Source organism: Dankookia sp. P2 (assembly GCF_050632255.1).
Lineage (GTDB): Bacteria > Pseudomonadota > Alphaproteobacteria > Acetobacterales > Acetobacteraceae > Paracraurococcus.
The window spans coordinates 4,456,573-4,469,487 of record NZ_CP192581.1; the positions used below are offsets into that span (position 1 = coordinate 4,456,573).

The window sequence follows — 12,915 nt, forward strand, 5'->3', positions numbered from 1 at the left end:
GGAGAGGCCCGACATGACGCTGACCTTGCACATCAATGGCAAGGCGCACCCGCTGACGCTCGACCCGCGCGTCACCCTGCTGGATGCGCTGCGCGAGCACCTGGCGCTGACCGGCGCCAAGAAGGGGTGCGACCAGGGGCAATGCGGCGCCTGCACCGTGCTGCTGGACGGCCAGCGCGTGCTGTCCTGCCTGACGCTCGCCGCGGCGGCGGAGGGCCGCGAGGTGACGACGATCGAGGGCCTGGCCGGCGCCGACGGCGCGCTGCACCCGATGCAGCAGGCCTTCCTCGACCACGATGCCTTCCAGTGCGGCTACTGCACGCCGGGCCAGATCATGTCGGCGATCGGCTGCGTGCGGGAAGGACATGCGGAGAAGCCCGAGGAGATCCGCGAATACATGTCCGGCAATCTCTGCCGCTGCGCCGCCTATCCGAACATCGTCGCCGCGATCGAGCAGGCGAAGCCGCAGATGGAGCAAGCCTGAGATGCGGCCCTTCAGCTACGAGCGCGTGCCGGATGCCGCCGCGGTGCAGCGCGGCGTCCCGCAATCTGCCACCAGCCGCAGCGCGCCGGTGCCGACCATGCTGCTGGCCGGCGGCACCACGCTGCTCGACCTGATGAAGCTCGACGTGCTGCGGCCGGAGCGGGTGCTCGACATCAACACCCTGGCGCCGAAGCTCTCCGTCATCCAGGCGGACGGGCAGGGGCTGCGGCTCGGCGCGCTCGCCCGCATGGCGCAGGTCGCCGACGACACCGCGGTCAGGCGCGACTCCCGGTGGTGGCCGAGAGCCTGATGCTCGCCGCCAGCGGGCAGATCCGCAACATGGCGAGCCTCGGCGGCAATGTCCTGCAGCGGACGCGGTGCAGCTACTTCCGCGATGTCAGCTACGCCGCCTGCAACAAGCGCAACCCGGGCTCCGGCTGCGCGGCGCTCGACGGCTACAACCGGCTGCACGCGGTGCTCGGCACCTCCGAGCAGTGCATCGCCAGCTATCCCGGCGACTTCGCCCAGGCGCTCATCGCGCTCGACGCGACGGTGGAGATCGAGGGGCCGCAGGGCGGTCGCCGCATCCCCTTCGCCGAGCTGCACCGCCAGCCCGGCGACCGCCCGGATGTCGAGACCACGCTGAACCCGGGCGAGATGATCACCGGCTTCGCCGTCCCGGCCGGCGCCTGGGCGAAGCGCTCCCGCTACGTGAAGGTGCGCGACCGTGAGAGCTACGCCTTCGCGGCCGCCTCGGCGGCCGTGGCGCTTGACCTCGACGGCGAGGCGGTGCGCGAGGCGCGCATCGCCCTTGGCGGCGTCGCCACCGTGCCCTGGCGGGCGCGGGAGGCCGAGGCGGCGCTCGCCGGCCAGGTGCTGGACGAGGCGAGCGCGGAACGCGCCGCGGAAGCCGCCTTCCGCGACGCGAAGACCCATGGCGAGAACGATTACAAGCCCGAGCTCGGCCGCCGTACCCTGGTACGGGCGCTGCTCGAGGCCAAGCGGATGGAGATCGGCTGATGCCCGAGGGAATGATCGGCCAGAGCCCCGTCCGCGTGGACGGGCGGGCCAAGGTGACCGGCACGGCGCACTACGCCTCCGACATGGCGGTGCCGAACCCGGCCTGGGCCTTCCTCGTCACCAGCGCCGTCGCGCGCGGAAGGGTGACGGAGATCGACGAGGCGGGGGCGCGCCAGGTCGCCGGCGTCCTCGACATCCTGACGCACCGGAACATGCGGGGTGAGGTGCGCGACGCCGGCTTCTTCGCCGGCGGCGGCTATGTCGCCGAGACCATGCGCCCGCTGGAGGACGACCAGGTTCACCATGACGGCGACATTGTCGCTGTGGTGCTGGCCGAGACCTATGAGCAGGCGCGCGAGGCGGCCTACCGGCTGCGCGTCGACTATGCCGAGGAGCGGCCCTCCGCCGGCTTCGGCAGCGAGGGCGCCGAGCAGGTCACGGCGAAGGAGGCCTCGAAGGGCAGCTTCGAGGACCCGGCGGTGGGCGATGCCGATGCCGCCTTCGCCGCCGCCGCGGTGACCATCGAGGCCGACTACGCCACGCCGACGCAGCACCACAACCCGATCGAGCTCTTCACCACGACGGCGAGCTGGGAGGATGGCCGGCTGACCATCCTGGAGGGCAGCCAGTATGTCCACGGCCTGCGCAACGGGATCGCCGCGCAGCTCGGCATGGATCCGTCGCTGGTGCGGGTGGAAAGCCCCTTCGTCGGCGGCGCCTTCGGCTCGCGCGGCTCACTGACCCAGCGCACCGCGCTCATCGCCGTTGCGGCGCGCCGGCTGCGGCGGCCGGTGAAGCTGGTGGCGACGCGCGACCAGGGCTTCACCATCGCCACCTACCGGGCGGAGACGCGGCAGCACGTCAAGCTCGGCGCCGGCGGCGACGGCAAGCTGGTGGCGCTGGTGCATGAGGGGGTGGAGGTCACCTCCCGCCCCGATCCCTACAAGGTGGCGGGCACCCAAACGACCTGCCGGATGTATGCCTGCCCGAACATCCGCACCAAGGTCAGCATCCTGCATGCCGACCGCAATACCCCGGGCTTCATGCGCTCGCCGCCCGAGGTGCCCTACATGTTCGCGCTGGAGAGCGCGATGGACGAGCTGGCGGTGAAGCTCGGCATGGACCCGATCGAGCTGCGCCGGGTCAACGACACGATGCACGAGCCGATCAAGGGCCTGCCCTGGACCAGCCGCGGCCTGATGCAGTGCTTCGACACCGGCGCCGCGGCCTTCGGCTGGAAGCGGCGCAACCCCGCGCCGGGCAGCATGCGGGACGGCGACTGGCTGGTGGGCTGGGGCTGCGCCTCGACCATCTACCCGACCCATCTCGGCGCCGCGACGGCGCGCGTGACGCTGACGCCGGATGGGCATGCGCGGGTGCAGACCGCGGCGCATGACGTCGGCACCGGCACATATACCGTCGTCGCCCAGGCGGCGGCGGAAGGGCTCGGCCTGCCGCTGGCGAAGGTGGTGGTGGAGATGGGCAGCAGCGAGCTGCCGCCGGCGCCGGTCTCCGGCGGCTCCAATGTCACCGCCAGCGTCTGCACCGTGGTGATGCAGGCCTGCGAGCAGATCCGCGCCCGGCTGGCCGCCGCGGCGCAGGAAGGCCCGCTGAAGGGGCGCGATCCCGCGAGCTTGCGGCTGGTGGACGGCACGCTGCGCGCCGCCGACGGCACCGCGGAGCCGCTCGCCGAGGCGATGGGCCGCGCCAGCAACGGCGCGATCGAGGTCTATGCCGAGAACATCCCGCATGGCCTGCCGCCGGACTCGCTGAAGAAGCTCTACCAGGGCCGCCAGGCGCTGGGCGGCGGGCTGGAGGGCAAGGACCGCGCCATGGCCGCCTTCGGCGCCGAGTTCGTCGAGGTGCGGGTGCATGCCCGCACGCGGGAGGTGCGGGTGCCGCGCATCCTCGGCGCCTTCGCCGCCGGCCGCATCGTCAACCCGCGGACGGCGCGCAGCCAGCTGATGGGCGGGCTGATCTGGGGCATCGGCAGCGCCCTGCACGAGGCGACCGAGATCGACCGCGGCCGCGCCCGCTACGTCAACGACAACATCGCGGAGTACCTGATCCCGGTGAATGCCGACGTGCCGCAGGTGGACGTGCTCTTCGTCGACGAGGCCGACCGGCAGGTGAACGATCTGGGCATCAAGGGCCTGGGCGAGCTGGGCAATGTCGGCACCAACGCCGCCATCGCCAACGCGGTCTTCCATGCGACGGGCAAGCGGGTGCGGGAGCTGCCGATCCGCATCGAGAGCCTGATCTAGGCGAGGCTTTTCCCTGGGGCGGCGTCCGGGCGACCATGCCTGGACGCCGCCCCGCCGCCGGGGCAGATTCCCCGCCCTCAAGCGGAGGAAGCCGGCCATGGCCAAGGTCATCATCAGCGTTGCCGTCACCGGGGCGATCCACACGCCCAGCATGTCGGACTACCTGCCCATCACCCCGGCCGAGATCGCCGAGCAGTCGATCGCCGCGGCCGAGGCGGGCGCGGCCATCATCCACCTGCATGCGCGCGACCCGAATGACGGCCGGCCGACGCCGGACCCGGCGGTGTTCATGCAGTTCCTGCCGGTGATCAAGCAGTCGACCGATGCGGTGATCAACATCACCACCGGCGGCGGGCTCGGCATGACGGTGGACGAGCGCCTGGCGGCACCGCTGCAGGCGAGCCCCGAGATGTGCTCGCTCAACATGGGCAGCATGAACTTCAACATCTCCGGCAGCGCCGCCCGCGTGCCGAAATTCAAGCACGAGTGGGAGCGGCCCTACCTGGAGGGCACCACCGACTTCATCTTCCGCAACACCTTCAAGGATATCGAGCAGATCGTCGAGAAGCTGGGCAAGGGCCACGGCACGAAGTTCGAGTTCGAATGCTACGATGTCGGCCACCTGTATAACCTTGCCCATATGCTCGACAAAAAGATCGTCGAGCCGCCGCTCTTCACCCAGACCATCTTCGGCATCCTCGGCGGGCTCGGCGCCGAGCACCGCAACCTGCTCTTCATGAAGGAGACGGCGGACCGGCTCTTCGGCAAGGACTATGTCTGGTCGGTGCTGGCGGCGGGGCGCAACCAGATGCCCTTCACCACCATGGCCGGCATCCTTGGCGGCAACGTCCGCGTAGGGCTCGAAGATTCGCTCTGGCTCGGCAAGGGCGTGCAGGCGAAGTCGAATGCCGAGCAGGTGGCTAAGATCCGCCGCATCCTCGAGGAGCTGAGCCTCGAGATCGCCACCCCCGCCGAGGCGCGGCAGATGCTGGCGCTGAAGGGCGGCGACCGCGTGAAGTTCTGAAGGCAGACGGGGCGGCCCCATCCGGCAGCCGCCCCGCCACCTGTGCCCGCGCGCGGCCGGGCGATCCGCGGCGCGGCTACTTCATCGCCGCGATGTCGATCACCTCGGCTTGCGGCAGGCCCATCACCATCATCGCCGGCATCGCCTTGCCCGAGGCCAGGTCGACCTTGTGCAGCGCATTGCCGGCCAGCAGGTACGCGGCATTGCCGCCCATGCCGTCCGACAGGATGTCGAAGGCGACGCCGGCCGGCAGGCTCGGCGCGATCTCGCCCTTCGGCTGTTGCACGCCGTCGTTCGGCGGCGCCTGCAGGTTCAGCGTGCGGGACAGCGAGTCCACGGTGAACAGCATGGTCTCCTTCGCGCCGGCCATGCTGTTGGTATAGGCGCCGGCGACGATGCGCGGCGTCGTCTCGGCCAGCGGCCCGCCCGCGGCATATTTCAGCATGCCGTCCTTGGTCGCCGCGCCGGTCTCCACATTCACCCGCAGGTTCGTGCCGGTCATGCCCATCACCCGCATGCGGTCGGCGACCGGGTTGAAGTCGATGGTGGCGCGGCCGCCGCTCTCGAAGCGCTCACTCAGCTTGCTCACCGGCATGGCGCGGCCGGTCATGGCGTCGATCGTGACGATCTGCCCCGCATCGGTCAGCCCATAGAGCTTGCCGTCGGCCGGCCGCACATCGATCCCGAGCAGCCGCCCCTCGGTGCCGGTGACCTTCACCGCCGGCATGGCCCGGCGCGTCTCGCTGTCGAAGCGGACCAGGTGGTTGTCGGCGGTCAGGCCGACCAGCGTGGCGGCGCTGGCGGTGGCGCCGAGCGCAAGGCTGGCGACGCCGGCGAGCAGGCAGGTGCGAAGCATGGGTGTCTCCGTTCAGCGGACGGGACCGCCTCGGCCCCGTTGCCTGCGTTACGGAGCGGCAGCGCCAGCGGATGCGGCGCGATCGTCACACGCGTGCGATCAACTGCTTTCGGCCGCGCTCAGCCGGCCGATGAACAGCACCGGCCCGGTCGGCCGCCCGGTGGTGGACCCGCCCGGCGGCTCCAGGCTGATCTCGATCAGCATCCCCGGCTGCGGCCGCAACGTCTCCGGCGTCACCGTCACCTCCCCCGCGGCGGAATCAGGCCGAGCGAGGTCGGCGCCGTCGCGCCCTGCGGCAGCGCCCATGATTGCAGCACCCGGTCGGCATCCACCGGCTGCGGGTTGAGCGCGGCGAGGCGCAGCGCGCCGCCGCGCTGCGCCTCCACCACCCAGGCCGGCTGGTCGCGGCTGGTCAGCAGCACGGTCATCAGCCGCGGCTCCGGCGGCGGCTGCAGCAGGAGGAAGCCGGCGAGGCCGGCCGCCACCGCGCTCGCCCCGATCGCCCAGCCCTGCCAGAGCCGCGCCCAGCGACTTCCGAGGCCCGGGCGCGGCGCGGGTTCCGCCTCCGGCGCTGCCCCGGGCAGCGCCGCCTCGATCTTGCGCCAGAGGTCGGGCGGCGGCGCCTCCGGCAGGGCAAGGTCGATCAGCGGCGCCAGCCGTGCCTCCCAGGCGGCGACCATCTCGCGCAGCGCCAGGTTGCTCGGCAGCGCCGCCGCGACCTCCGCCGCCAGCCGCGCATCCAGCGTGCCGAGCACGTATTCGCCGGCCAGCGCCTCGCGTTCCTGCGGATCGGCCGGGATCATGCCAGGCACTCCCGCAGCTGCAGCAGCCCGCGGCGGATCCAGGCCTTCACCGTGCCGAGCGGCAGTTCAAGCCGCGCCGCCACCTGCGCATGCGACAGGCCATGCACGAAGGCCAGCAGGATTCCGCGCCGGTTCTTCTCGTCCAGTGCGGCCAGGCAGTCGCGCAGCCGCCGTCCCTCGGCGCTGGCCGCCACCGCGTCCAGCGCCTCGGGCGCCACCGGGATGTCGCCCAGCGCCGGGTCGTCGGAGGGCAGCTCCCGCCCCCGCTTCCGCGCCAGGTCCAGTGCCGCGTGGCGCACGATGCCGGCCAGCCAGGCCGAGGCCTCGCCGCGCGAGGCATCGAACTGGCCGGCCCGCTCGCTGACCCGCAGGAAGGCGTCCTGCAGCGCGTCGGCGGCGGCATCGCGGTCGCGCAGGATGGCGTTTGCGACGCCGAAGAGCCGCACCGACTGCCGGTCGTAGACCGCCCGCAGCGCGCCCCGGTCGCCGCTGGCGGCCGAGACCAGCAGCGCGGCCAGCGTGGGTTCCGTCCGCATCGGCTCAGTTGGTCCCGAAGAAGCGGAACAGCCGCTGCAGCATCTCTCGCCCGTCCAGCCCCTCCGGCTCCCGCGCCGCGTCGGGCGGCGCCTCCCGCGCGAAGCGGGCCAGGGCGTCCTTGGTGCCGGCCAGGCGCAGCTCGGCGGGCTCGGCCGTGCTGCTCTGGCCGGTACCGCCGACGATGCGGACCAGGGCGCGGTCGGCGGCGAGCAATTCCTGCTCGGCCCGCGCCGCATCCTCCGGCCGCGGGGCGCAGACCACGCTGCGGCCCTCGAGCCCGCAGGGCATCTCGAACAGCTTGTTGGGCGGGAAGCGCAGCTGCGCCGTCCCGGTCAGCGCCAGCAGGCCGCGCGAGGCGCCCTCGATCGTCAGCTCCCGCGCGGTGACCGCGGGAATCAGGCGGCCGCGCCGGTCGATGACTTCGAGCGCCAGGCCGGGCGTGCCGGCGCTCGGCTTCTCCACCCAGTCGCGGTGGCGGAGGGTGCAGGCGGCCCGGTCGGTCATCCGGTCCTGGAGGCAGGCCAGGCGCCAGCTGCCGATATCCTGGTCCGGCTGGGCGAAGGCCAGGCCTGGCAGCAGGGCGGCGAGGGAGAGCAGGGTGAGGCTTGCGGTGCGGGACATGGCCGGGATGATACCGGCAGGACGGGAGATGGCGGAATGACGCTTGTGCGGTTGCCGGACGGCACGGAGATCCCGGCCCTCGGCCAGGGCACCTGGCATATGGGGGAGCGCGGCTCGGACCGGGCGCGGGAGGCGGCGGCGCTGCGGCTCGGACTCGATCTCGGGATGACCCTGATCGACACCGCCGAGATGTACGCGGAGGGCGGCGCCGAGGAGGTGGTGGCCGAGGCCATCGCCGGGCGGCGGGAGGAGGTCTTCCTCGTCTCCAAGGTCTATCCGCACAATGCCGGCGGCCGGAAGCTGGAGGCGGCGTTGGGCCGCAGCCTGCGGCGGCTGCGGGTGGAGACGCTCGATCTCTATCTGCTGCACTGGCGTGGCTCCATCCCGCTGGAGGATACGGTCGAGGCGATGGAGCGGATGCGCGCAGCCGGAAAGATCCGCCGCTGGGGCGTTTCCAACCTCGATGTGGACGACCTGGAGGAGCTTGGCCCGGCGCTGGCCGACTGCGCCACCGACCAGGTGCTGTACAACCTGCAGGCGCGGGGGTGGAATACGACCTGCTGCCCTTCTGCCGGCAGCGGGGCATGCCGGTGATGGCCTATTCGCCGGTCGGGCAAGGCGGCGCGCTGCTGCGCGACGCGGCGCTGGGGCGCGTGGCGGCGCGGCACGGGGTGACGCCGGCCCAGGCGGCGCTGGCCTGGACGCTGCGGGCACCCGGCGTGATCAGCATCCCGAAATCAGCCGATGCCGCGCATGTCAGGGAGAATGCGGCGGCGCGCGACCTGCGCCTGACGGCGGAGGACGAAGCCGCGCTGGACGCCGCCTTTCCGCCGCCGAAACGCAAGCGCAGGCTGGCGATGCTGTAGCCGTGCTGCCGCGCGCGGCCAGCATCGGCCTGCTGCTGCTCCTGCTCGGCCTGGCGGGCTACGCCGCCTGGACCGGCTGGCATGCCGTGGCGGGGACCGAGATCGGCTTCCATGGCGTGGTGGCGCTGCTGCTCGGCGTCGTCCTGACGCTCGGCATCACCGGGCTGCTGGTCTGGCTGATGCGCTTCAGCCAGCGGCGGGGCTTCGACCAGTAGGCTCACTCCTGCTCATCGGGCAGCGGCTGGTTCACCAGGTTCAGGTGCAGCCGCCGCACTGCCCCGGCCACCGCCACGTCGAGGCCGGGCCGCCCGTAGAACCGGCCGCGGACATGCAGGCAGGCGGCGATGCCGCGCAGGAAGGCCGAAGCCAGCAGCGGATCGGGCGGCGGCGCCTGCTGCCAGAAATCGTCCGGCCTCCCCTGCCAGGCAAGGCCCGGCACCTGGTAGATCGCCCGCCCCAGCGCCATCACCGGCCGGCCCAGCGCAATCGCCTGCACCGCGAGCGTGCTGTTGATGGTGACCACGCCCTGGCAGCCGAGGATCGCCGGGTCGGCCGAGAGCGCGCCGTCCAGCAGATGCGCCCGGCCGGCGACCCCGGCCTCCGCCGCCAGGCGCCCGAGCCGCGCGCCCCAGCGCTTCAGCCCGGGGTCGAGCGGATGCACCTTCACCAGCAGCCGCGCATCGCCCGGCGCGCCGCGGGCGAAGCTGGCCAGCACCGCCCGCAGCGCCGCGTCGTTGTCGGGGAAGTCGGAATAGGCGCGGATGGAGTAGTCGTTCTCCATCTGCATGGCGAAGAGGTACAGCGGCCCGCGCGGCGCCAGCGCGGCCAGCGCCGCCGCCGCCCGCGCCGTGTCCGCCCGCCGCCGCAGCAGCCGCAGCCCGGTGCCGAGATAGGCCGGGATGGGGTGGTGCAGCAGGTAGCTGCGGTAGTGCGGGAAGGGCCAGGGCAGGAGCGAGGCGAGGTGGTGGGTCATGTCCCAGCGCGCCTGCAGCGAGAAGTCGGCGCCGTAGCGCTGCGCCAGGTCGGGCTCCGGGCAGTCCTCGGCCAGGGCCAGGATGCTGGCGGGATCGCGCGGGAAGCGGCTCTCGGCGCCCATGCCGTCGCGTTCCAGCACGATCCAGTCCGGCCGGAGGTAGCCGTAGTCGGTCACCGTGACCGCGACGCCGCGCGCCTTGGCCGCGGCAATGGCCGCCTGTGGTAGGGCCGCTGCTCGCCGAGCAGGACGAGGTCGGTGATGCGCTCCCGCTCCAGGGTGCCGGCGACGAAGCCCGGCCAGTCCTCGGGCCGGCCGCGATAGTCGGTCGCCCCGCCGCCCTGCCAGAACAGCCGGTCCCCGAGGCACAGGTTCACCCGCCGCGTCTGGTGGCCAAGCGCGCGCAGCCCGGCGGCGAGCTCGGCGAAGAAGGGGCTGATCGGGCCCTGCAGGAAGAGGAACCGGCGCGGCGGCGCGGGCGGGAGGAGCGGCATGCTTTCTTTATGGTCCGGCGCGCCTTTCGGCGCGGTTGATTGCCGGTGCGTGCCGGACCGGTCAAGGCGTGGAAAGGCTGTCCCAGGCCCGGCGCAGGTCGGCGCCATCCACCAGCCGCCGGCCGCGCGCCGCGACCGCCCGCAGCAGGGCCGGCGGCGGGAAGGGGCAATAGGGCAGCAGGCCGGGCGCGGTCTCCGTCGCCGTCCCGGCCGCCAGCGCCGCCAGCACCTCCGCCAGCAGCGGCACGCCCGCCAGGTGCAGTGCCCGGGCGGCGGCGCTGGCCGTGGTGCCGGCGGGCAGCGCCACCTCCCGCTGCCCGAGGATGCCGCCGGCATCGATGCGCGGCACCAGCCGGTGCACCGTGACGCCGAAGCGCGGGTGCTGCTCGGCCTGGGCCCAGACCGTCGGCACCGGCCGCGGTGCCGCGGCAGCAGGGAAGGGTGGAGGTTGATCCCGCCCCGAGGCGCCAGCGCCAGCGTTCCGGCCGCGAAGATCTGGTCGAAATGGCAGGACAGGATGAGGTCGGGCCGCGCCGCGCGCAGCGCCGCGGCCGTCTCCGGCCCGTTCACGTCGCGGACGTCGTGCAGCGGGATGCCGTATTCGGTGGCGAGCCGTTCCAGCCGGGTCGGCCCCGGCCGCAGCCCGGGCAGGGCGTAATTGGCCCAGAGGAAGGGCAGCAGCCGCGGCCCGGATCGCCGCAGGTGGCGCCAGCCCTGCCGCAAGGGCCCGCCGGCGCCGGGCCGATAGGGGCGGACCGGCCGATCAGCACCACCTGCGCGGCATGCTGCCGGAGGAGGGCCGCCACCGCCTCGGCGCTCGGCGCGGCCTCCAGCGTGAAGAGCGCGATCCGCACCGGTCAGTGGCCGTCCCGGCCTCGATGGCGACCGGCGGAGAGGCAAGCTTGGGGAGGGAAAACCATTCCCTCCCCGCGCCCCACCCTTCCTTTTCGTGAGTCGGGAGCCGCCGCGCGGCAAGTGCCGGCCCCGGAAAAATCGATGAAGGATCCGGGGAGGATACCGTCTCCCCGGCCTTCCTGCTTCCCGCCGGGCATTCAGGCCGCCCGCGCCGCGGCCATCGCCGCGACCGTGGCGCGGATCTCGCCCTCGGCATGCTCGGCCGAGAGGAAGAAGCGCAGCCGCGCGGCCCGTTCCGGCACCACCGGGAACAGGATGGGCTGGACGTTCACCCCGGCCTCGAACAGCGCCGCCGCCATCCGCGCCGCCGCCACCGAGCTGCCGAGGATCACCGGCACGATGCCCCGGCCGGCCGAGCCGCCGGTATCGAAGCCGGCCTCCCGCGCGAGCGTGAGGAACAGCGCCGCATTGGCCTGCAGCCGCGCCACCCGCCAGGGCTCCGCCTGCATCACCGCCAGCGATTCCAACGCCGCGGCGGCCAGCGGCGGCGCCAGGCCCACCGAATAGACGAAGCCCGGCGCCGAATGCCGCAGCAGGTCCACCAGCGGCTGCCGGCCGGCGATATAGCCGCCGCAGGCCGAGAGCGTCTTCGACAGCGTGCCCATCCAGATATCGACCGCGCCGGGGGCGATGCCCGACTGCTCGAAGCTGCCGCGTCCCGTCGCGCCGAGCACGCCGAGCGCATGCGCCTCGTCGACCATCAGCAGCGCGTCGTGCCGCCGCGCCATCTCGGCGAAGGGCGCCAGCTCGGGCGCATCGCCATCCATGCTGTAATGGCCCTCGAGCACCAGCAGCGCCCGGCCGTGCCGGCGGCGGTGCGCCGCCAGCTCCCGCTCGGCGGCGCGCCAGTCGTTGTGCGGGAAGGCGATGCGCCGCGCGCCCGAGAGCCGGGTGCCCTCGGCGACGCTGTTGTGGATGAGCTGGTCGTGCAGCACCAGGTCGCGCGGCCCCATCAGCTGGCCGATGACGGTGACGTTGGTCGCATGGCCGCTGACGAAGGCGAGGCAGGCCTCGGCCTCGTATGTCGCCGCCAGCGCCGCTTCCAGCGCGCCATGCACCGGCCGCTCGCCGGAAGCGAGGCGGGAGGCGGAGGCGGAGACGCCGTGCCGGTCGATCGCCGCCTTGGCCGCCGCGGCGATGCGCGGGTCGCCGTTCAGCCCGAGATAGTTGTATGAGGCGAAATTCACGATCCCGCCCGCCGATCAGCGTCCGCGCGCCGGCCACGCCCTCATGCGGGCGGAAGAAGGGGCTCTCCAGGCCGAGCGCCGCGCCCGCCTCCCGCACCATCTCGATGTCGCGCAGCCCGGGCAGGGTGGTCAGGTCGCGGCCCGGGCTCTCGGCCGGGCCGGGCGCCTCCTCCTCCCCGCGCCGGCGGGACAGGCGGCTCAGCAGCGCGGCGCGGGCGGTGGCGGAAAGTCCGAAGCCCTGGGTCATGCCGCGCGCACCGCCTGCGTGGCCGGGGCGGCCGGCTCATGCGCCGCCATCAGCGCCGCGACCGCGGCCTCCTCCTGCACCGGGGCGCTGCGCAGCGCCCCGGCCAGGCGGCGGGCCAGGCTGTCGAGGGTCAGGCCATCCGTTACCGCCAGGAGCGGCACTGGCAGGCCCAGCCGTTGTTCCAGCCCGAGCCGCAATTCCATGCCGCCGAGGCTGTCGAGGCCGAGCCCGCCGAGCGGCGCCTCCAGCGGCACCGCGGAAGGCGGCAGCCGCAGGATGCGGCCCAGCTCGGCCGCCAGCGCCCCCGCAGCAGGACCAGCGCCTCGGCTTCCGGCGCCTCCAGCAGCCGGGCGCGCAGTCCGGCATCCTCGCCGGCCGGCGGCGCCGCGCTGCGGACCGCCTCGAAGCGGGGCTCGGCGAGCACCGCCAGCGCCGCCCGCGCCTCGCCCCAGGCCAGCCGCGCATGGCCCAGCACCGCCGGGCCTGCCTCGAGCAGCGCCGGCAGGGCGGCCAGCGCCGCCTCGGCCGCCAGCGGCGCGGCGCCGAGCCGCCGGCGCAGGATCTGCGCCGTCCCGGCATCCCCGGCCAGCATTCCGGCATCGGCGATCGGCCCCCAGGCGACGA

At 73.5% G+C, this 12,915-nt stretch carries 15 protein-coding genes and 4 pseudogenes; 7 read left to right on the forward strand and 12 right to left on the reverse strand.

All coding sequences use genetic code 11. The features are described from left to right. The first annotated feature begins 13 nt into the window (after window positions 1–13). From ACQ86J_RS26435 to ACQ86J_RS26455, 5 genes and pseudogenes are all read left to right on the forward strand, one after another. On the forward strand, window positions 14–484 hold the full coding sequence (locus tag ACQ86J_RS26435) for a (2Fe-2S)-binding protein (protein WP_431267874.1): 471 nt from the start codon (window positions 14–16) through the stop codon (window positions 482–484). Between the two features lie 133 nt (window positions 485–617). Then, window positions 618–1,108, forward strand: a pseudogene (locus ACQ86J_RS26440) (FAD binding domain-containing protein); the annotation flags it as partial. A 33-nt stretch (window positions 1,109–1,141) separates the two neighbouring features. Further along, entirely contained in the window at window positions 1,142–1,504 is a 363-nt protein-coding gene (locus ACQ86J_RS26445) for a hypothetical protein (RefSeq protein ID WP_431272540.1), read from the forward strand. Then, window positions 1,504–3,768 (forward strand): xanthine dehydrogenase family protein molybdopterin-binding subunit, encoded by a 2,265-nt coding sequence (locus ACQ86J_RS26450; protein WP_431267875.1) that lies wholly within the window; start codon window positions 1,504–1,506, stop codon window positions 3,766–3,768. The genes ACQ86J_RS26445 and ACQ86J_RS26450 overlap by 1 nt, the downstream gene beginning before the upstream one ends. A 97-nt stretch (window positions 3,769–3,865) precedes the next feature. Next, window positions 3,866–4,792, forward strand: coding sequence for a 3-keto-5-aminohexanoate cleavage protein (locus ACQ86J_RS26455; RefSeq protein WP_431267876.1), 927 nt, complete (start codon window positions 3,866–3,868; stop codon window positions 4,790–4,792). A 76-nt stretch (window positions 4,793–4,868) separates the two neighbouring features. On the opposite strand, the gene ACQ86J_RS26460 is transcribed toward ACQ86J_RS26455, so the two are convergent. From ACQ86J_RS26460 to ACQ86J_RS26480, 5 genes are all read right to left on the reverse strand, one after another. Beyond that, on the reverse strand, window positions 4,869–5,648 hold the full coding sequence (locus ACQ86J_RS26460) for a DUF4394 domain-containing protein (protein WP_431267877.1): 780 nt from the start codon (window positions 5,646–5,648) through the stop codon (window positions 4,869–4,871). 99 nt (window positions 5,649–5,747) lie between these two features. Next, window positions 5,748–5,885 carry a hypothetical protein gene (locus ACQ86J_RS26465; protein ID WP_431267878.1) on the reverse strand — a complete coding sequence of 46 codons (138 nt, stop codon included), beginning with the start codon at window positions 5,883–5,885 and terminating at the stop codon, window positions 5,748–5,750. A 2-nt stretch (window positions 5,886–5,887) separates the two neighbouring features. Then, the gene (locus ACQ86J_RS26470; RefSeq protein ID WP_431267879.1) at window positions 5,888–6,451 is read right to left on the reverse strand and encodes an anti-sigma factor; all 564 of its coding nucleotides are present in this window, start codon (window positions 6,449–6,451) and stop codon (window positions 5,888–5,890) included. After that, complete coding sequence (locus ACQ86J_RS26475; protein ID WP_431267880.1) at window positions 6,448–6,987, reverse strand: sigma-70 family RNA polymerase sigma factor; 540 nt, start codon at window positions 6,985–6,987, stop codon at window positions 6,448–6,450. Before ACQ86J_RS26475 ends, ACQ86J_RS26470 begins: the two co-directional genes overlap by 4 nt. A gap of 4 nt (window positions 6,988–6,991) precedes the next feature. Beyond that, window positions 6,992–7,609: a hypothetical protein gene (locus ACQ86J_RS26480; protein ID WP_431267881.1), complete on the reverse strand. Its 618-nt coding sequence runs from the start codon at window positions 7,607–7,609 to the stop codon at window positions 6,992–6,994. 36 nt (window positions 7,610–7,645) lie between these two features. On the opposite strand from ACQ86J_RS26480, the pseudogene ACQ86J_RS26485 reads away from it, so the two are divergent. Both ACQ86J_RS26485 and ACQ86J_RS26490 read left to right on the forward strand, forming a co-directional pair. Next, window positions 7,646–8,475: pseudogene (locus ACQ86J_RS26485) on the forward strand (aldo/keto reductase). Window positions 8,476–8,477: 2 nt separating this feature from the next. Further along, a complete protein-coding gene (locus ACQ86J_RS26490) occupies window positions 8,478–8,690 on the forward strand; it encodes a hypothetical protein (protein WP_431267882.1) in 213 nt (70 codons plus the stop codon). Between the two features lie 2 nt (window positions 8,691–8,692). On the opposite strand, the gene ACQ86J_RS26495 is transcribed toward ACQ86J_RS26490, so the two are convergent. From ACQ86J_RS26495 to ACQ86J_RS26525, 7 genes and pseudogenes are all read right to left on the reverse strand, one after another. Then, window positions 8,693–9,625 (reverse strand): capsule biosynthesis protein, encoded by a 933-nt coding sequence (locus tag ACQ86J_RS26495; RefSeq protein WP_431267883.1) that lies wholly within the window; start codon window positions 9,623–9,625, stop codon window positions 8,693–8,695. Then, window positions 9,622–9,942 carry a hypothetical protein gene (locus ACQ86J_RS26500; RefSeq protein ID WP_431272749.1) on the reverse strand — a complete coding sequence of 107 codons (321 nt, stop codon included), beginning with the start codon at window positions 9,940–9,942 and terminating at the stop codon, window positions 9,622–9,624. The genes ACQ86J_RS26495 and ACQ86J_RS26500 overlap by 4 nt, the downstream gene beginning before the upstream one ends. Window positions 9,943–10,003: 61 nt before the next feature. Continuing rightward, window positions 10,004–10,354 (reverse strand): hypothetical protein, encoded by a 351-nt coding sequence (locus ACQ86J_RS26505; RefSeq protein WP_431272750.1) that lies wholly within the window; start codon window positions 10,352–10,354, stop codon window positions 10,004–10,006. Window positions 10,355–10,416: 62 nt separating this feature from the next. Continuing rightward, window positions 10,417–10,512: pseudogene (locus ACQ86J_RS26510) on the reverse strand (hypothetical protein); the annotation flags it as partial. 482 nt (window positions 10,513–10,994) lie between these two features. After that, entirely contained in the window at window positions 10,995–12,044 is a 1,050-nt protein-coding gene (locus tag ACQ86J_RS26515; RefSeq protein ID WP_431267884.1) for an aminotransferase class I/II-fold pyridoxal phosphate-dependent enzyme, read from the reverse strand. Window positions 12,045–12,287: 243 nt separating this feature from the next. Next, the gene (locus ACQ86J_RS26520) at window positions 12,288–12,452 is read right to left on the reverse strand and encodes a hypothetical protein (RefSeq protein WP_431272751.1); all 165 of its coding nucleotides are present in this window, start codon (window positions 12,450–12,452) and stop codon (window positions 12,288–12,290) included. 3 nt (window positions 12,453–12,455) lie between these two features. Further along, window positions 12,456–12,545: pseudogene (locus ACQ86J_RS26525) on the reverse strand (phosphopantetheine-binding protein); the annotation flags it as partial. Window positions 12,546–12,915: the final 370 nt, after the last annotated feature.

Excerpts from the sequence above, each read along its gene's own strand:
- ACQ86J_RS26445 (WP_431272540.1), top strand. The coding sequence starts at position 1,142 with ATGATCACCGGCTTCGCCGTCCCGGCCGGCGCCTGGGCGAAGCGCTCC.
- ACQ86J_RS26435 (WP_431267874.1), top strand. The coding sequence starts at position 14 with ATGACGCTGACCTTGCACATCAATGGCAAGGCGCACCCGCTGACGCTC.
- ACQ86J_RS26455 (WP_431267876.1), top strand. The coding sequence starts at position 3,866 with ATGGCCAAGGTCATCATCAGCGTTGCCGTCACCGGGGCGATCCACACG.
- ACQ86J_RS26450 (WP_431267875.1), top strand. The coding sequence starts at position 1,504 with ATGCCCGAGGGAATGATCGGCCAGAGCCCCGTCCGCGTGGACGGGCGG.
- ACQ86J_RS26500 (WP_431272749.1), bottom strand. The coding sequence starts at position 9,942 with ATGCCGCTCCTCCCGCCCGCGCCGCCGCGCCGGTTCCTCTTCCTGCAG.
- ACQ86J_RS26470 (WP_431267879.1), bottom strand. The coding sequence starts at position 6,451 with ATGATCCCGGCCGATCCGCAGGAACGCGAGGCGCTGGCCGGCGAATAC.
- ACQ86J_RS26475 (WP_431267880.1), bottom strand. The coding sequence starts at position 6,987 with ATGCGGACGGAACCCACGCTGGCCGCGCTGCTGGTCTCGGCCGCCAGC.
- ACQ86J_RS26460 (WP_431267877.1), bottom strand. The coding sequence starts at position 5,648 with ATGCTTCGCACCTGCCTGCTCGCCGGCGTCGCCAGCCTTGCGCTCGGC.
- ACQ86J_RS26480 (WP_431267881.1), bottom strand. The coding sequence starts at position 7,609 with ATGTCCCGCACCGCAAGCCTCACCCTGCTCTCCCTCGCCGCCCTGCTG.